Source organism: Pseudomonas sp. PDM10, assembly GCF_014852295.1.
Lineage (GTDB): Bacteria > Pseudomonadota > Gammaproteobacteria > Pseudomonadales > Pseudomonadaceae > Aquipseudomonas.
In genome coordinates, this window is sequence record NZ_JACVBJ010000007.1 from 157,448 (window position 1) to 174,396 (window position 16,949).

Consider the following 16,949-nt stretch of genomic DNA (forward strand, 5'->3'; position numbering starts at 1 on the left):
TGAGTGTCAGGGCGTGAGGTCCGAGCGATTGACCAGCCAATCGAGCAGCAAGTGGCTATCGCGGCGTGGCTCGGGATCAGGCCGGGTGCGCGGGTGATGGCCCATGCCGACGCACAGCACCGGCCGGTCCGGATCACTGTCGAGAAAACTGATCAGGACGTCGCTGCCGCCCGTTGGCAGGTTGCACGGGTTAATCCGAGCGTCCGGCGCTGCAAGGGCCACCGGTAGCCAGAGTCCGGCAGATTCAAGCGGATCCGCTTGCGCTGTTGGCCACAGCCCGACCTGTATTCGACCTCGATCATCCAGCGCCGCCGGCTGCCCGGCAGGGCCCAGCACCCGGGCGGGCTGATAGCCCGGGATGCTCGGCCTGGTCTGTTTGAGCGCCGGCCTGAATACGGTTGACCAGGGAATGGCGGCGAACTGATTGCGGTAATGGCGGACAGTGACGGGGTTGTCGGTGGCAAGAATCGAAGGTTGTTGGCCCTGATGGCGGATTTCGGTGAGCAGCCACTGATCGTTGAAATTCGCCAGTGGATGTTCTGACACTTGCACTATCCGTGCGCTGCGCAGTGCGCTCTGGTTGCTTTGACCGTGGATCTGCAGGTGCTGGCAACGCAGACGTTCCAGTTGTCGTCGGCTCAACTGAACGCGATGGATGTGCTCGGCCGCGGGGCGGACCATCAGCGGCAATGGTTTGCTGAAAGCGTGGTTGGCCGCTCCCTCGTCGGGTTTTTGCGAGCCACGGTTCCTGGCCTCCAGTCGTGAGGGAAAGGGCGGCGAGTCATGGCGCTGGAACAACTCACTGATCGCCGGCACGTCACTGTCGTCGTGCGCGTTGCCCTGGAACGGCGTAAGGACGGGGTCCTGGGGGAAACTCAGGCTGTCATCGGCCAAGACCAGCACATGCCCGTCGCGCTGATGTTCGAAGTGATAGTGAATGCCTTCTTCTTCGCACAGCCTTTGCAGCAATGCCAGATCGCTCTCCTCGTACTGAATGCAAAAAGGCCGGACGGGATAGTGTTCGTTCGACAATTCAAAGCGATAGCTCCCTGCGGGCACATCATGTTCCTCCAGCAGTTGGCGCAGGATCATCGGTACGCTGAGGTGATGAAAGACGCGGCGTGAACGCTGCCGGTCGAGCCATTGAAGGTAGGGCACCAGCACCAGTTTGTAGCCGATCCGGTGTGGGCCGCGATGCTCGCGACTGGCTCTGTGAAGTACGCCATGAATACCCTGGCCCTCCATCAGGCTGAGGAACACCGGCTGCTGCAGCAATCGGTCGAGGTTCATGGCCGGTGCGAGGCCGATCACTTCGATGTCGAATCGATAGGGCTGGTTGAGGGCTTCTCGGCCACTGAACTGCAACACCTGCAAACTCAAATCGCCGTCGAGAAGTGTCAGGGTGAAGGGACTTTCCTTGTCGTTGTGCATCGAGCGCGCTTCTGCCATGGAATTCGGGCGCAGAGGGTACGAAACCACAGCCCTTTATGGTCACCGCAAATCGAAGTTTCAGAAACGCCCTACAACTGCCGGTGAAGATGTCGATTGGTCATGCGGGTGAACAGGGTGGATTTTTTGGTCGATTGCCAACTTTAGGGCGTATAAACTTGCGCCATGCGTCGGCCAATAGATGTCTCGGCGCCATAGATCAAGAGAGTGAGTAATGGGCGCACAGTGGAAGGTTAAACACAAAGAAGCGGCATCTAACGCCAAGGGCAAGATCTTCGGCAAACTGGTAAAAGAAATCACCATCGCGGCCCGAAACGGTGCCGATACTGCCACCAACGCACACCTGCGTCTGGTGGTCGAGCAGGCCAAGAAAGCCTCGATGCCCAAGGAAACCCTGGATCGCGCGATCAAGAAAGGCGCGGGCCTGTTGGGTGAAACCGTGCAATACCATCGCGTGACCTATGAAGGTTTCGCACCGCATCAGGTGCCGCTGATCGTTGAATGCGTGACCGACAACATCAACCGCACCGTCGCTGAAATCCGCGTCGCGTTCCGCAAGGGCCAACTGGGCGCTTCCGGTTCGGTAGCGTGGGACTTCAACCATGTCGGCATGATCGAGGCGTCCCCGGACAGCCCTGACGCCGATCCGGAAATGGCCGCCATCGAAGCCGGCGCCCAGGATTTCGAGCCAGGTGACGAAGAGGGCACGACCCTGTTCCTGACCGAGCCTGCGGACCTGGACGCTGTGCAGAAAGCCCTGCCCGAGCAAGGGTTCACCGTGTTGTCGGCCAAGTTGGGTTACCAGCCGAAAAACCCGGTCAGCGGTCTGAGCGATGAGCAGATGGCTGAAGTCGAAGCCTTCCTCGAAGGCCTCGATAACCACGATGACGTGCAGGACATGTTTGTCGGGTTGGCGGGGTAATTTGATTTTTCAGTGATACCGCCATCGCGAGCAGGCTCGCTCCCACAGTAGGTTGTGTTGAATAAAAATTATAGGTTCGACACAAAACCTGTGGGAGCGAGCCTGCTCGCGATTGACCGCGCAGCGGTCACCAGCGATTCAACGCCTGCACTATCTCGTTGAACCCCGGTCGCTCCAGCACCTGCGGCTGACAGCAGCGCTGCTGCAATTGCTCCAGCTGCACACGACCTTCATCGCTCAACCCTGAGTCGATCCGTTCCAACAATTCCCCCAGCAAAACACCAAACGCCCGCACTTCTATCCGTTGCAGCGCACGGCTTTCAAGGCTGTCCGAGAGGGCATGGAAAGACGCGGCGCCAAAATCCCCCAGCAGACAATCACCGTGCTCGTTCCACAAAATGTTGTGGCCGTAGAGGTCGCCGTGGGTGATGCCATGCTGGTGCAAATGTTCGGCTGCCGAGGCGATGCCACAGGCGATCCGCAATGCCACGCCAGCGCTGAACCGGGTGTCGTTGGCGTAAACGTCGCGGGTGCATGACGCCAGGCTCGGCAGCCCGGCCAGATTGCGGTAGCTCGGATCGATCAATTGCATCACCAGCCCGGCCTGGGCTTCTGGATGCTCGACGACTCGCCCTTCAACCCGGATCAGGTTGGGGTGACAACCTGCGGTGATGCAGGCGTTCATTTCGTGCAACGGCGAGCCATCGCTGGTCATTTCGCCTTTGTAGAGTTTGACCGCGACCTGAGTGGCCGGCTGGTCCGGCTGGTCCGGCCGATCCCACATGGCCCGGTGAATCACTCCTGAGGCGCCTTCGCCCAGTTGCTGCTCCAGTCGCAGTTCATACCAGGGAATGCGGGGCGTGGCTTCGAGAGCGGCCGCATCGGCTTCGGTCTCCAGCGGGTTACCGGCGTACGCCAGCCAGGTCAGGCTGGGCAGGGACAGCAGCCACTCGGGCAACTCGCTCAACTGATTGGCGGCGATGCGGATCAGTTCGAGTCGATGGCAATGACGCAAGCTCTGCGGCAAACGTTGCAAGCGGTTGCCAGCCAGCATGAGTTTTTGCAGGTGCGGGCGTTCACCCAGCTCAGCGGGCAGTTCAGTGATGCAGTTATCGGTCAGGATCAACCAGCGCAGCAACGGTGGCAGGGCGGCGCCTGGCACGTGCTCGATGCGGTTGGCCTTGAAGCCGATCATCGTCAGCGCGGCGCAGTGGCCCAGACAGTCGGGCAGTTCGGTGAACAGATTGTCCGAGCAGAACAACACGCGCAAACGGGTCAGGCGGTGCAAGTCGTCCGGCAGACTGCTCAAGGCATTGCCGCTGAGGTTGAGGACTTCCAGCGAGTCCGCCAGGTCGAAGATTTCTCGCGGAAACTCCGTCAGGCCGCCGGTGAGGTCCAGGCGGGTGATGCCCGACAGTTGGCCGGCGCGCAGTTGGGCAAGGGTATCCATGAACAGATTCACTCTTGATCGAGAGGAGGGCGCGGAGGCCTGGAAACGGGCGACATGATACCGGCAAATGTGTGGTGACTGTCAGGCCGCTATCGCGAGCAGGCTCGCTCCCACATTAGATCGCATTCCCATGTGGGAGCGAGCCTGCTCGCGATAGCGGTCTGAGCTGCACCACAAAACTTACGGCCCCCTGACTTCGACCAACTGCCCCAACCGGCTGCGCGTGCGCGCCAGATCGATGGCATCGCCGCCCAGGCTTTCGCGCAAAGACCGCTGGCCGAGCAGAATCAGGTGCTTGTCCTGGTCGTACAGGACGTCGACCAGATTGATGAAGCGCTGCTGGGCGGCGATGGAACACTCGGCGAGGTTGGGCAGTTCATCGATGAACCAATGATCGAAACGTCGGCACAGCTCCAGGTAATCCATGACCGCTGTGGGGTGGTCGCACAGATCGCCGAAGGTGAAACCGATGGTTCGCCCTTCGCAGTGTCGGGCCTGAAGATTGCGTGTCCCGACGGGCAGTTGAATGGCCGGCGCGTCGCGTTCGGGCAGGTTCAACGACTGACGCTGCGCCAGCGTGGCCGGCCAGACGTACTGGCCTTGGGTAAACAGCTGCTGGGCGTGGGTTCTCGCCTGACTGCGGTAGTCGTGGGGGCCGCCGACCTCCATGACCTGCATGCGAGCGTTGATCAGGTCGATCGCCGGTTTGAAGCGCGCGTGGTACAGCGGGTTGGGCAGCAGTCCTTCCGGTGGGTAGTTGGACGTGACCAGCAGCAGGATGCGTCGGCGGAACAATGCCTTGAACAGCCGGGTAATGAGCATCGCATCGCCGATGTCATGGACGTGAAACTCGTCGAAACACAGCACCCGGCAATCGCGCAGCTGTTCGTCGAGGGTGGTTTCCAGTGCATCGGGTTGATCGCGATGAGTGAACATTCCCTGGTAAAGGTCCGCAAAAAAACCATGAAAATGCAGGCGCTGTTTTTCCGCGATGGGAAGGGCCTGGAAAAAACCGTCGAGCAGCCAGCTCTTGCCGCGACCCACAGCGCCGTGCAGATAAAGACCGGGAAGCGTTTTTGCCGAGGTGCCCGACAGCGCTGCGGCGTGTTGCGCCATGCAGTCGATGACGCGCAGTTGGCTATGGCTGAGGGTGTAACCCTGGGTGTGGGCCTTGCGGTGGAAGTAGTCGTGGATGACTCGACCGGTTGCGGTGTTACCGGCGGATGCCGTCGATGACTTGCCGAACAAGCGGCGAAGCGCAGGCCAGCGTGGTGTGAGTCGCGAGCGGTTTGGCGGTCGAACGGCCACTGTGATTTCACCCCGTAATTTGCACGCCGGCTCCCCCGAGCTGCGGCGGCGTAGTGTAACCAAACGGGGAATTTTCATTCCAGTTGTGTCGACGAAAGCGCTGGTGGCGAGGGCGCTTTCCTGAGGTCAGTCAGTCAAGCGCGAAACCTGTGGGAGCGGGCTTGCTCGCGAAGGCGGTGTGTCAGTCACCCTTTCGGTTGCCTGACCTTACGCATTCGCGGGCAAGCCCGCTCCCACAAGGTTTGCTGTGTTACCTCGATGGTGTTGTATCCGCTGGTTACCGCTCGATACTACGATTCCACCGCGCATTCCATGCCGGGCGCTGTTCGTTGACCTGATCCCAATCGATCGCAATGGCAGTGGTCAGATACTGCTTCATCGCCTCCACCTGGCCGCGGGTCTTGTCGGTGGTCGGGGTATTTGGGTTGGACGGGATCTGGTCGCCATCTTCAAGCGCGGCAGCCTGCGCTTCAGGTGTCAGCAAGAAGGCAGCGAGTTTTTGCGCCAGTTCCGGCTGAGTATTGTTGGCGATGGCACATTCGGCCACGTTGAGCACCACGGCGCCTTCCTTCGGTTGCGCATATTCCACCGGCATGCCCTTGAGTTTCAGGGCGGTGACCTGGGTTGGCGTCAGCGGGAACAGCGCGGCTTCGTCGGTCTGAAGCATTTCGGAAATCTTCGCCGAGCTCGGAATGTACTCCAGCACGTTGCGCCCGACGGTGTTCGGCCACGCCTTGAAGCCTGGCTCGACGTCGGTTTCGCTGCCGCCCTGAATCCGGTTGAACATCAGGAAGCCGTGCAGGCCAAAGGTCGACGACGCCATCGACTGGAACACCAGTTTGTCCTTGAAGCGCGGGTCGGCCATGTCCATCCACGAGGTCGGCGCGGTCCAGCCTTTCTCCTTGAACAGACGCGTGTTGTACGCCAGCCCGGTCACGCCGAGGCTGACCGCCACGGCCTGATCCTTGATACGGCCCTTGGCCGGAATCTGCGCCAGCGGTGCGCTGTCTTCGAGTTTGTCGCACAGCCCCATGGCGATGGCGCGGTACATGATGCCGTCGTCGAGGAACATCACGTGCATCTGCGGGTTGCCTTTGCTGGCCTGGACCTTGGCCAGAATATCGGCAGAGGTGCCGGGCACGATCACCACTTTGACGTTATTGGCCTTCTCGAAAACCGGCAGCACCTTATCGGCGTAGAGCCGCTCCATGGTCCCGCCGTTCATGCCCAGGTAAAGCGTCGGTTCGGCATGGGCCTGGGTGGCGGCGAGCAGAGCGCCCAAGCAGGAGATACCGAGCAGTGCAGTGCGTTTGACGTTATTCATTAGCGCGACCTTCCTCTATCAAGCAACGGAGATGGAGTGAAACCGGGTGATGGAAAACGCATCCAGCGACGTTTTTGAGGCGCCGCTGCAGATGATTTCGGTGAGCGCCTGGCCCACCGCGGGGCCGATCTGAAAGCCCGCACCGGCAAAGCCGAATGCGTGCAACAGACCGGGTTGAGTGCCACTGTGGCCGATCACCGGTTGGCGATCGGGCAGGTAACCTTCGGTGCCGCTCCAGGTGCGAATCGCCTGGGCGCCTTCAAGAAACGGATAAAGCTCGACCGCCTGACGCAGGATCTCGATTACCGCGTGCTGGCCCGGCCGGGCGCGGGCACCGTCGAGGGCAAAACCCTGGCCGCCACCCAACACACAATTGCCGCGCGCGACCTGACGGGCATAGATACCGCCGCCCTCGACCCCGGTGCTGGCATTCATCACCAGCGGCAAGGGCTCGGTGACCAGCATCGCCGGGTGCCCGGCGTGCATCGGCACGCCCTCATCGAATTGTTCCGCCACGGTGCCGGCCCAGGCTCCGGCGCAATTCAAAAGCCAGGGCGCCTGCAACTCCAGACCGGTTTGCGTGCTGATACGAAAGCGTTGGCCGTCGTGTTCCACCGCCGTCACCGGGCATTGTTCATGGACTTGGGCGCCATGTCGCCGCGCCGCCCAGGCAAACGCCGGGGACACCAGTCGCGGGTTGGCATGACCGTCATCGGGGCAAAACGAGGCGCCGACCGCCACCTCGCCGACCCACGGAAAACGTGCGCGTAATTCACTGCGCTCGAGTACCTGCAAGTCGAGGCCAAAGCCCCGACTGCTGGCGGCATAGTCTTGCAAGGCGTGCAGATCGTTGAGGCTGCGGGCCAGCTTCAGGTGGCCGCTGCGCTGATACTCACCGTCGATGCCAATCAGCTGCGGCAGTTGTCCCCAGATGTCGTGGGCCCGCTGCGACAGCGGCAGTTGCGAGAGTGGTCGCCCCTGGCGCCGCACGCCGCCGTAGTTCACGCCGCTGGAATGCGAGCCACAAAAGTCCCGCTCCAGCAGCGCCACGCGACGCCCGGCCTTGCTCAGAAACAGCGCGGCGCAGGCGCCGACAATTCCGCCGCCAATGATGACGGCATCGACTTCGATCATGACTCGACCTCCAGACCAAACGGCAGGGGTTTGATGGGGGCCTGAGCCCGAAGCCTGCCGATGTCGGACACGCAGCGCTGACTTTCGCAGGCAATGATTTCCGCGGCGGCGGCGCCACACATCCGTCCCTGACAGCGGCCCATGCCGACCCGGCAATGCGCCTTGACCCGGTTGATCTCCCAATGACCCTCGCGCACAACCTGGCGGATGTCGCCAGCCCGCACTTCTTCGCAACGGCAGATCATCACGTCATTCGGGGCATCGGCGGCCCAATGCTCGGGAAAGACGAAGGCCCGTTCCAGACCTTGGCGGAAGGTATCGATCCGTCCCAGCGCCTGCTCCAATTGCGCCCCACGTTGCGGCGGGATCAGGTAACCGATGTCTTCGAGCAACGCCAGAGCCGCGCGCTCGCCGGCCATTTCCGCCGCGTCGGCGCCCATGATGCCGGCGCCGTCACCGGCCAGGTAAACCTCGGCGACACTGCTGCGACCGGCGCTGTCGCGTTGCGGCAGCCAGGCGCGGTTGAGCGGGTTCCAGGCGAATTCACAGCCGAGCAGGTCGGCGAGTTGGGTTTCACTGCGCAGACCGTGGGCGAAGGCGACGGCGTCGCACTCCAGATACTGATCGCCCTTGGCGTTGCGCCAGGTCAGCGATTGCACCCGCTGTTCGCCGTTGATGCCTGTGAGGCTGGCACCCTGGTGCACCGGGATGCCGTGGGCGGTCAACCAACTGCGGTAATAGATGCCTTTGGCCAGGGTGGCGGGTTGCGAGAGCAGGACGGGCAAGGCGCGGACCTGAGCGCTGAAAGGCGAGCAGTCGAGCACCGCGACCACCTTGGCGCCGGCCTTGGCGTATTGATACGCCACCAGGTACAGCAACGGCCCGCTGCCGGCGAACACCACGCGTTCACCGATGGCGCAGCCTTGAAACTTGAGGGCGATCTGTGCTGCGCCGAGGCTGTAAACCCCCGGAAGGGTCCAGCCTGGCACCGGCAGAATCCGGTCGGTGGCGCCCGTGGCGACGATCACCCGTGAGAACGCCAGCCGCGCGGCGCGGCCTTCATGCAAGGTGTCGAGCGCACCGTCTTCGGCGTTCCATACCAGCGTCTCGGGACGGTAATCGAGTTGCTCGCGTAGCATGTCGATCGTCTGATGCAGCGCGTTGGCCTTGCCGGCTTCGAAGCCATACAGCTTGACTGGCGAGCGCTTGAAGTTTGCCGGTTGGCGACGATAAATCTGCCCGCCACCGCGTGCGGCTTCGTCCAGCAGCACCGGGCGAACGCCGTGGGCGACCAATGTTTGCGCTGCCCGAATCCCGGCCGGACCCGCACCGATGATGACCACCGAATTCATACCCAACCCCCTGTGGGAGCGACGGTGCGACGATTCGACCTGCTCGCGATGACGGTGGAACATTCAACAGATGTGTTGGCCAACAGACCGCTATCGCGAGCAGGCTCGCTCCCACAATTGATGCGGGTTGCCCCCGGGTGTTGTGAACGCCGCCGACCCCCTGTGGGAGCGAGCCTGCTCGCGATGACGGCGGAACATTCAACAGATGTGTTGGCCGACAGACCGCTATCGCGAGCAGGCTCGCTCCCACAATTGATGCGGGGTGCCCCCGGCTTTCGTGAACGCCGCCGACCCCCTGTGGGAGCGAGCCTGCTCGCGATGACGGCGGAACATTCAACAGATGTGTTGGCCGACAGACCGCTATCGCGAGCAGGCTCGCTCCCACAATTGATGCGGGTTGCCCCCGGCTTTCGTGAACGCCGCCGACCCCTTGTGGGAGCGAGCCTGCTCGCGATGACGGTGGAACATTCAACAGATGTGTTGGCCGACAGACCGCTATCGCGAGCAGGCTCGCTCCCACAATTGATGCGGGTTGCCCCCGGGTGTTGTGAACGCCGCCGACCCCTTGTGGGAGCGAGCCTGCTCGCGATGACGGCGGAACATTCAACAGATGTGTTGGCCGACAGACCGCTATCGCGAGCAGGCTCTCTCCCACAGGGGATACGGTTTTTGCTGGTAGGAAAGGTGTTCATAGGGGCCTCCCCGGTTCGCGGCTGATCTGCTGTCCGGCTTCGAGCAACGTCGAGCAGGCGCGCACGCGTCGACCATCGCCCAGCCTTACCCAGCAGTCCTGACACGCACCCATCAGGCAGAATCCGGCACGGGGTTCGGCGCTGAAGTCGCTGCCGCGCAAGTGTTCGCTGCAGGTCAGTACCGCCGTCAGCAAGGTGTCGCCGAGCAGGCCGGTGGCCGGTGTGCCGTCGAGGGTAAAGTCCAGGGCCGGGCGGTCGCCTTCGGCCAGTCGTTTCAGCAGAGCCATGGCGCCCTCATTGTTTGCCCACCAGAACCCGATCGAGGCCGTAGACCCGGTCGAGCAGAATCATCGTCAACGCAGTCAGCGCAATCACCAGTGCCGACACCGCCGCCATCATCGGATCGATGGATTCGGTGGCATACACGTACATCCGCACCGGCAAGGTTTGCGTGGCCGGCGAGGTGACGAAAATCGACAGCGTGACCTCATCAAAACTGTTGATGAACGCCAGCAGCCAGCCCCCGGCGACCCCCGGCAGAATCATCGGCAAGGTGATTTCCCGGAACAGCGTGAAGCGCCCGGCACCGAGCGATTGCGCGGCGTGTTCGGCGCTGCGATCCAGGCCGATGGCCGACGCCAGCACCAGGCGCAGCACGTACGGTGTGATCACCAGCACGTGGGAGAAGATCAGCCAGGCGAAGCTGCCGTTGACGCCCATCAGCGCAAACAACCGCAGCAACGCCACACCCAGCACCAGGTGCGGAATGATGATCGGCGACAGGAACAGACCGTTGAAAAAGTCGCGGCCGGGGAACTCGAAGCGGGTGATCGCCAGCGCCGCCGGCACCGCAATCAGCGTCGCCAGACTGGCCGCGCAAAACGCCAGGATCAGGCTGTTGTAGAACGCATCGACAAAGTCAGCACGCTCGAACACCGCGCGGAACCAGCGCAGGGAAAACTCGGTGGTCGGCAGGCTCAGGGTGTTTTCCGGGGTAAAGGCCACAAGGCAGACCACCACCAGCGGCGCCAGCATGAACAGCACCACCAGGGTATGGAACAGCAGGGCGAAAGGACCGTTCTTGGACATGACGAGTTATCCCAATGACTTCTTGTAGCGGCCTTCGATCATCCGGTTCCACGACAGCATGATCAGCAGGTTGAGCAACAGCAGGGCCACGGCGATGGCCGCGCCCATCGGCCAGTTGAGCTCCGACAGGTACTGGTCGTAGATCAGCGTGGCGACCATTTTTATCCGGCGTCCGCCGAGCAGGCCGGGGATGGCAAACGAGCTCGCCGCCAGCCCGAACACGATCAAGGTGCCGGAGAGCACGCCCGGCATGATCTGCGGCAGCACCACTTGGCGCATCACGGTGAAGTGGCTGGCACCGAGGGACATCGCGGCCTGTTCGGCCGCCGGGTCGAGTTTTTGCAGCGAGGTCCAGACCGGAATGATCATGAACGGCAGCATCACGTGGACCAGCGCAATCACCACCGCGAACGGCGTGTAGAGCAGCTTCATCGGCGAGCCGCCGAAGGCTTGCAGGGTCTGGTTGACCAGGCCGTCGGCGCCGAGCAAGAGACTCCAGCCGAAAGCGCGCACCACCACCGAAATCAGCAACGGGGTGAGGATCAGAATCAGGAAAATCGAGCGCCACGGCGTGCCCATGCGGCTGAGGATGTAGGCCTCGGGCACGCCGATCACCGCGCAGAGCAGGGTGGTCAGGGCACTGATCCACATCGTGCGCAAAAAGATTTCGTAGAAGTACGGGTCGCCCAGCAGGCTGCTGTAGTGGTCGAGGGTGTAGGCGTCGCCGTTGATCCCCGAGCTGTAGTCGAAGACGTTGAACGACAGCACCAAGGTCAACAGCAATGGGATAACCAGCAGGCTGAGATACAAGGCCAGGGCCGGTGCCGACAGCCAGTAACCCTGGCGTCCCTGGCGAATGGCGACAAGCGTACTCATGCCGGCACCTCGTCGACACTCAGCACCCGCAGCAGCGTCGCGTCCCAATCGAGCCCGACCGCCGTGCCTTCGGTCAGCGGTGCCGAACCGTCGTTGCGGCGCACCACGCTGAGTTCGCCCAAGGTTGTCGAGACGCCATACAGCCATTGGCTGCCGAGAAAGAAGCGGCTGACGATGTTGCCTTGCAGGCGGCCCTGACCCTTGTCCCGCAGATCGATTTTTTCCGGACGCAGGCTCAAGGTCAGTTCGCCGTCGCCGCGGCTGCACACTTGAACGACACCGGCGCTGTCCCGCTCGCCCGGCAACAGATTGGCCTTGCCGACGAACCCGGAAATGAACTCGGTGCGCGGGTGTTCGTAAAGGGTGTACGGCGCGTCGATCTGGGTGATGCGCCCGGCCTGCATCACCACCACCCGGTCGCTGATGGACAGTGCTTCGGACTGGTCATGGGTGACCATCAGCGTGGTGATCCCGACTTCGCGCTGGATGCGGCGGATCTCGAATTGCATTTCTTCGCGCAGGTTGGCGTCGAGATTGGACAGCGGCTCATCGAGCAGCAGCACCGGCGGCTCGATCACCAAAGCCCGAGCCAACGCAACACGTTGACGCTGGCCACCGGAGAGCTCCCGCGGGTAACGCTCGGCGTGCTGGTTGAGGCGCACCAGTTTCAGCACCCGGTCCACTCGCTGCTGCAACTCGGCACCGGGCACTTTGCGCATGCGCAGGCCGAAAGCGACGTTGTCTTTCACGGTCATGTGCGGGAACAGCGCGTAACTCTGGAACACCACGCCCAGACCACGGCTGGCGGGTTTGGCGTGGGTGATGTCGCGACCGTCCAGCACAATGCGTCCGCTGCTGACTTCGACGAAGCCGGCGATCATTTGCAGGGTGGTGGTTTTACCGCAACCGGAGGGGCCGAGCAGCGAGACGAACTCGCCTTTCTCGACCGAGAGGTTGGTGGCAACGACGGCGTCGATCTCGCCGTAACGTTTGCCGAGTCCTTCAAGTTGCACAAAAGCCATAACTGCGCTCCACCTGAGATTGTTATGCGTCGCCCGAAGGCGCGCTTTTTTGTATGGGCAGATACGAAAAGGTCTTGCTGGGTGCGTTGGCGCTCGACTTCTGTCGGCTGCCGCTGTTGTTCGAATCGCCCCTGTCTGGACGCAGAGTAGGACGAAGAATAGGATGGGCTCAATGGCCTATTTCACTGAAGCGATGACTATTTTCAGTTTCATTCGGTGAGTAAATTAATACTCGAGAAAACCCATGACAGATTCCATTGAGCGGAATGAAAGCAAAAGTGATGTCGGTGTTGGCGCGGTCTCCAGACTGTTTGCCGTGCTGCGCAGTCTGGGTGACACCGTCGAGGGCGGGGAGCGGGTGACGCAACTGGCCCAGCGCATTGGCCTGTCGCAACCGACCACGCACCGATTGCTGCGCAGCCTGATGGATGAGGGCATGGTCGAGCAGGATGCGCGCAGCAAACGCTATCGCTTGAGCCTGGAGTTCTTTGCACTGGCGGCCCGTGCCGGGAACACCGGAAACCTGCGCGAACTGGTGCGTCCGGCGTTGCTACGGCTGTCGGCGTCGTTGGGGGATTCGTTGTTTTTACTGGCGCGCAGCGGTTTTGATGCGATCTGCCTGGACCGCAGTGAAGGGCCGTTTCCGATCCGCACCTTTACCGGTGACATCGGCGGGCGGGTGGCACTGGGCGTGGGACAGGGCAGCCTGGCGATTCTGGCGTTCCTGCCGGAAGAAGAGCGCGACACGGTGATTCACTACAACTTGCCGAGGCTCAAGGATTTCCACCTGTACGACGAGGTGTTCCTGCGCTCGGAAGTCGAGAACGTGCGCAAGCTCGGTTATGCCGGGCGCAACACCGGCGTGTTGCAGGGCATGGCCGGGGTGGCGGTGCCGATTCTGGATCGTGAAGGGCGGGCGGTCGCAGCACTGAGTGTGGCGACCGTGAGTGATCGGCTAGGGCCGGATCGCTTGCCGACGGTGGTGGAAATGCTCAAGCGCGAAGCGGCGCTGATCGGGCCGCGGATCAATCCGTTCGACCCGTTGCTGCGTAGGCCTTCGCAAGTGTTCGGGCAGGGCTGAATCGCCACAAATCCCCTGTGGGAGCGAGCCTGCTCGCGATAGGGCCAGCACTTTCACCATTGATGTCGACTGATACACCGCCATCGCGAGCAGGCTCGCTCCCACAGGGGATTGGCGGTGTGTTCAGAACTGCACGGTTTGCTTGAGCATCTGCGCCGCTGGCGTATCGCTCGGGCTGACCATCGCGTAGTTATACCCGCCCCCCGACCAGTACTCGGCCTGCAACTCGCCATCGCTGCGACTGCCCCTCGGCAACAGGTAGTTTTTCGGACCCGGTGGGCGGACGTAGAAACTGATTTTATGGCCGCCCTGATCCTCGTAGACCACCATCGCCGCGGGCCCTTGCTCGGTACTCAGCAAGCGTCCGCTGACCGGTTTGAAACCGGCGCCCGAGAGGTCAGGCAAGCGATTGGCCTGAGTGAAGTAGCGGTCGAGCCAACCCTGCATGTCACCGTCATCGCTGACTTTGTAATCGGCCGGCAAAATGCCTTGCTGGGCAATCAGGCGATAGGCCTGCAGGGCATCGGTCATCGGCGGCATGGCACTGATGAGCATCATCTCCCGGGCTTGCCAACCGCTGAATCCGCCGACGCTGACCGCGATCAGCAACACGGCGGCGTTGGCCAGGTGACGGCGAGATTGTCGTTTGAGGCGTTGGCGAATCAGTGCCGGGTCGAGGTTCGGGTTGGCCGGTTGCTGCAGGGCGCCGCTCAATGCCGCGCGCAATTGCTGGGCGTCCTGCTGCCAGGCACGCACTTGGGCAGCCACTTCAGCGTTGCTGGCCAGAAAAGTGTCCACCAGACGTCGGTCGGCATCGCTGAGTTGCTGGTCGACATAGGCGTGCAGGTCACGCTCGCTTGGGGGCAGGCTGATCATTTGAGTCTCCGCAGAGAAGGGCGGGTAATTTCGCCGTCGCTCAACTGGCGCAAGGCCTGGCGGGCACGGGACAGGCGGGACATCACGGTGCCGGTGGGGACGTCGAGAATCTCGGCGACCTCTTTATAACTCAAGCCTTCGACCGAGACCCAGAGCAGCAGGGCGCGCTGTTCGGTGGTGAGTTGATCGAAAGCTTGCAGGGTCGATTGGGCGATCACGGTGCGCTCCACCGACGGCTGTGAATCGTCACCGCCGGTAAAGAATTCGAGCATTCGCGCATAACGCCGGGAGCGTCGGTGAGCATCGAGAAACTGTCGATACAGAATCGAAAACAACCAGGCGCGCAAGTCGCCCTCAGGGCGTTTGTCGCCCCAACTCGACAGCGCGCGCTCAAGGCAAGACTGCACCAGGTCGTCGGCGCTGCTGGGATTGCGCGTCAACGACACGGCAAACCGGCGCAATCTGGGAATAATTTCTCGCAGTTGTTCGTCGATATCGTTCATGAAGTTCTGGCTAGTCACTACGCTGTGGACTAGGGAGACGCCCGGCATTGGAGGTTATTCCACGCCTGAAAAAATAAATACCGGGCGATGGAATAAACCGCCGTGGGGTTCGTCTGCTTGATCCTTCTCACTTGTGGCCGATGGCCCTGGAGTCTTTCATGGTAGATCGCTCATCACCGCCAACCCGGCCACCCTTGAGTGCCGCGAGCCTGACATTACGTCTGGCCGGTATCGCTGTGGTGGTTGCCGCGCTGGCCGGGGCTTTTGCCTACGTCAACGGCACCTTCGACCCACAGCGCCTGACCCCGAAAAAGCTGATCAATGTGCTGGAGACCAACAACGGCGTGCACCCGGGCTTCCGGCGTAACCACTCCAAAGGCGTGTGTGTGATCGGACATTTCGAGAGCAGTGGCGAGGCGCGCAGCTATTCCAGCGCTCAGGTGTTCAATGTTGCGCGGACCCCGGTGGTCGGGCGTTTCGCCTTGCCGGCCGGTAATCCTTATGCGCCAGACAACAGCGTGCCGATCCGCAGCCTGGCGTTGCGCTTCACCCAGGCCAACGGCCAGCAGTGGCGCACCGGGATGAACAGCATGCCGGTGTTCCCGGTGGGTACGCCCGAAGCGTTCTATCAATTGCAACAGGCCCAGTCGCCGGACCCGGCCACCGGCAAGCCGAACCCGGCTGCGGTGCCAGCGTTCTTCGGTTCGCATCCGGAAGCTGCACCGTTCCTGGCCTGGATCAAAACCGCCAAGCCATCGGCCAGTTACGTGACGGAAACCTACAACAGCGTCAATGCGTTTTACCTGGTGAACGCGGCCGGGCAACGGCAAGCGGTGCGCTGGAGCATGGTGCCCGTCGCTCAGGATGCCGCGGGTGCTACGGCGCCTGAGGGTGGTGAATTCCTCGAGAAAGACCTGGTTCAGCGTATTTCCGCAGGGCCGCTGCGTTGGCAGTTGAACATCACGCTGGCCAACCCTGGCGATCCGGTCAACGACGCCAGCAAGGCCTGGCCCGAGGGTCGCAAAGTGTTGAACGCCGGCACCCTCGTACTCGAAAGCACCCAGCCGCAACTCAATGGCGAATGCCGTGACATCAACTACGACCCGCTGGTACTGCCCGCCGGCATAGAAGGTTCCGACGACCCCTTGCTCGCCGCTCGTTCAGCGGGGTACGCCACTTCCTACTTGCGTCGTACCAGCGAAGTCAGCCAATTGCCCTCTGCTAATAAACAGGAGTCTCATCAATGAGCGCTCAACCGAACCACTTCGCGCCTTTAGCGCGATTGCTGCACTGGCTGATGGCGCTGATGATCATTGCCATGCTGTTTATCGGCGCGGGCATGGCCGCTTCGGTGTCCGAGCGTCATGAGTGGCTGATTCATCTGCACAAACCTTTGGGCGTCGCGATTTTGCTGTTGGTGGTCGTGCGCCTGGCCGTGCGCTTTTCCACGCAACAGCCACCGCTGCCGGCGGATCTGCCGGGTTGGCAAGCGCTGGCGGCCAAGGCTTCGCATGTTTTGCTGTACGCCTTGATGCTGATCCTGCCGCTGCTGGGTTGGGCGATGATTTCGGCGGCGGGGGATCCGGTGATGCTCAGCAGCTCGCTGCAGTTGCCGTCGATCGTACCGGCGAATGCGCAGGTGTTTGCGTTCCTGCGCAAGGCTCACGGGTATTTGGCGTATTTGTTGTTCCTGACAGTGCTGCTGCATTTGGCGGCGGCGTTGTTTCATGGTTGGGTGCGCCGCGATGACGTGCTGGACAGCATGTTGCGGGGCAAGGATCGCGGCTAAAAGATCGCAGCCTGCGGCAGCTCCTACAAAGATTCGTGCGGCGCACACGATCGGCGTAGGAGCTGGCGAAGCCTGCGATCTT

The 16,949-nt window shown here is 62.1% G+C and carries 16 protein-coding genes; 4 read left to right on the top strand and 12 right to left on the bottom strand.

Features of this window, described 5'->3' with window-relative positions:
- Positions 1-6 precede the first annotated feature (6 nt).
- A complete protein-coding gene (locus tag IB252_RS23900) occupies positions 7-1,431 on the bottom strand; it encodes a type VI secretion system Vgr family protein (protein WP_192410476.1) in 1,425 nt (474 codons plus the stop codon).
- Positions 1,432-1,663: 232 nt separating this feature from the next.
- Between IB252_RS23900 and IB252_RS23905 the strand changes: the two genes are divergently transcribed.
- Entirely contained in the window at positions 1,664-2,371 is a 708-nt protein-coding gene (locus IB252_RS23905) for a YebC/PmpR family DNA-binding transcriptional regulator (RefSeq protein WP_008148440.1), read from the top strand.
- A 127-nt stretch (positions 2,372-2,498) separates the two neighbouring features.
- On the opposite strand, the gene IB252_RS23910 is transcribed toward IB252_RS23905, so the two are convergent.
- From IB252_RS23910 to IB252_RS23950, 9 genes are all read right to left on the bottom strand, one after another.
- The gene (locus IB252_RS23910) at positions 2,499-3,821 is read right to left on the bottom strand and encodes a leucine-rich repeat-containing protein kinase family protein (RefSeq protein ID WP_192410477.1); all 1,323 of its coding nucleotides are present in this window, start codon (positions 3,819-3,821) and stop codon (positions 2,499-2,501) included.
- A 180-nt stretch (positions 3,822-4,001) separates the two neighbouring features.
- Entirely contained in the window at positions 4,002-5,129 is a 1,128-nt protein-coding gene (gene zapE, locus IB252_RS23915) for a cell division protein ZapE (protein ID WP_192410478.1), read from the bottom strand.
- A gap of 277 nt (positions 5,130-5,406) precedes the next feature.
- Positions 5,407-6,453, bottom strand: a complete 1,047-nt coding sequence (locus tag IB252_RS23920; protein WP_134099275.1) for an ABC transporter substrate-binding protein — start codon at positions 6,451-6,453, stop codon at positions 5,407-5,409.
- An 18-nt stretch (positions 6,454-6,471) separates the two neighbouring features.
- Complete coding sequence (locus IB252_RS23925; protein WP_192410479.1) at positions 6,472-7,587, bottom strand: NAD(P)/FAD-dependent oxidoreductase; 1,116 nt, start codon at positions 7,585-7,587, stop codon at positions 6,472-6,474.
- Positions 7,584-8,939 carry an NAD(P)/FAD-dependent oxidoreductase gene (locus IB252_RS23930; protein WP_192410480.1) on the bottom strand — a complete coding sequence of 452 codons (1,356 nt, stop codon included), beginning with the start codon at positions 8,937-8,939 and terminating at the stop codon, positions 7,584-7,586. The genes IB252_RS23925 and IB252_RS23930 overlap by 4 nt, the downstream gene beginning before the upstream one ends.
- Before the next feature lie 688 nt (positions 8,940-9,627).
- Entirely contained in the window at positions 9,628-9,918 is a 291-nt protein-coding gene (locus IB252_RS23935) for a (2Fe-2S)-binding protein (RefSeq protein WP_192410481.1), read from the bottom strand.
- Between the two features lie 7 nt (positions 9,919-9,925).
- Positions 9,926-10,720, bottom strand: a complete 795-nt coding sequence (locus IB252_RS23940) for an ABC transporter permease (RefSeq protein WP_192410482.1) — start codon at positions 10,718-10,720, stop codon at positions 9,926-9,928.
- A 6-nt stretch (positions 10,721-10,726) separates the two neighbouring features.
- A complete protein-coding gene (locus IB252_RS23945) occupies positions 10,727-11,596 on the bottom strand; it encodes an ABC transporter permease (protein ID WP_192410483.1) in 870 nt (289 codons plus the stop codon).
- Positions 11,593-12,618, bottom strand: coding sequence for an ABC transporter ATP-binding protein (locus tag IB252_RS23950; protein ID WP_192410484.1), 1,026 nt, complete (start codon positions 12,616-12,618; stop codon positions 11,593-11,595). Before IB252_RS23950 ends, IB252_RS23945 begins: the two co-directional genes overlap by 4 nt.
- Positions 12,619-12,862: 244 nt before the next feature.
- On the opposite strand from IB252_RS23950, the gene IB252_RS23955 reads away from it, so the two are divergent.
- On the top strand, positions 12,863-13,699 hold the full coding sequence (locus IB252_RS23955; protein ID WP_008148459.1) for an IclR family transcriptional regulator: 837 nt from the start codon (positions 12,863-12,865) through the stop codon (positions 13,697-13,699).
- A gap of 123 nt (positions 13,700-13,822) precedes the next feature.
- On the opposite strand, the gene IB252_RS23960 is transcribed toward IB252_RS23955, so the two are convergent.
- A complete protein-coding gene (locus IB252_RS23960; RefSeq protein ID WP_192410485.1) occupies positions 13,823-14,575 on the bottom strand; it encodes an anti-sigma factor family protein in 753 nt (250 codons plus the stop codon).
- Positions 14,572-15,078 carry an RNA polymerase sigma factor gene (locus tag IB252_RS23965; protein WP_192410486.1) on the bottom strand — a complete coding sequence of 169 codons (507 nt, stop codon included), beginning with the start codon at positions 15,076-15,078 and terminating at the stop codon, positions 14,572-14,574. Before IB252_RS23965 ends, IB252_RS23960 begins: the two co-directional genes overlap by 4 nt.
- Positions 15,079-15,236: 158 nt before the next feature.
- Here IB252_RS23965 and IB252_RS23970 point away from each other — a divergent pair, with 158 nt between their 5' ends.
- Positions 15,237-16,325: a catalase family peroxidase gene (locus tag IB252_RS23970; RefSeq protein ID WP_192410487.1), complete on the top strand. Its 1,089-nt coding sequence runs from the start codon at positions 15,237-15,239 to the stop codon at positions 16,323-16,325.
- Positions 16,322-16,867: a cytochrome b gene (locus IB252_RS23975; RefSeq protein WP_111449054.1), complete on the top strand. Its 546-nt coding sequence runs from the start codon at positions 16,322-16,324 to the stop codon at positions 16,865-16,867. Before IB252_RS23970 ends, IB252_RS23975 begins: the two co-directional genes overlap by 4 nt.
- The last annotated feature ends 82 nt before the right edge of the window (positions 16,868-16,949 follow it).

Bases quoted from the DNA above. Each gene is read 5' to 3' on its own strand.
- IB252_RS23900 (WP_192410476.1), bottom strand. From the start codon at position 1,431: ATGCACAACGACAAGGAAAGTCCCTTCACCCTGACACTTCTCGACGGC.
- IB252_RS23940 (WP_192410482.1), bottom strand. From the start codon at position 10,720: ATGTCCAAGAACGGTCCTTTCGCCCTGCTGTTCCATACCCTGGTGGTG.
- IB252_RS23920 (WP_134099275.1), bottom strand. From the start codon at position 6,453: ATGAATAACGTCAAACGCACTGCACTGCTCGGTATCTCCTGCTTGGGC.
- IB252_RS23970 (WP_192410487.1), top strand. From the start codon at position 15,237: ATGGTAGATCGCTCATCACCGCCAACCCGGCCACCCTTGAGTGCCGCG.
- IB252_RS23945 (WP_192410483.1), bottom strand. From the start codon at position 11,596: ATGAGTACGCTTGTCGCCATTCGCCAGGGACGCCAGGGTTACTGGCTG.
- IB252_RS23950 (WP_192410484.1), bottom strand. From the start codon at position 12,618: ATGGCTTTTGTGCAACTTGAAGGACTCGGCAAACGTTACGGCGAGATC.
- IB252_RS23960 (WP_192410485.1), bottom strand. From the start codon at position 14,575: ATGATCAGCCTGCCCCCAAGCGAGCGTGACCTGCACGCCTATGTCGAC.
- IB252_RS23910 (WP_192410477.1), bottom strand. From the start codon at position 3,821: ATGGATACCCTTGCCCAACTGCGCGCCGGCCAACTGTCGGGCATCACC.
- IB252_RS23955 (WP_008148459.1), top strand. From the start codon at position 12,863: ATGACAGATTCCATTGAGCGGAATGAAAGCAAAAGTGATGTCGGTGTT.
- IB252_RS23925 (WP_192410479.1), bottom strand. From the start codon at position 7,587: ATGATCGAAGTCGATGCCGTCATCATTGGCGGCGGAATTGTCGGCGCC.
- IB252_RS23975 (WP_111449054.1), top strand. From the start codon at position 16,322: ATGAGCGCTCAACCGAACCACTTCGCGCCTTTAGCGCGATTGCTGCAC.
- IB252_RS23935 (WP_192410481.1), bottom strand. From the start codon at position 9,918: ATGGCTCTGCTGAAACGACTGGCCGAAGGCGACCGCCCGGCCCTGGAC.
- IB252_RS23905 (WP_008148440.1), top strand. From the start codon at position 1,664: ATGGGCGCACAGTGGAAGGTTAAACACAAAGAAGCGGCATCTAACGCC.
- IB252_RS23930 (WP_192410480.1), bottom strand. From the start codon at position 8,939: ATGAATTCGGTGGTCATCATCGGTGCGGGTCCGGCCGGGATTCGGGCA.
- IB252_RS23965 (WP_192410486.1), bottom strand. From the start codon at position 15,078: ATGAACGATATCGACGAACAACTGCGAGAAATTATTCCCAGATTGCGC.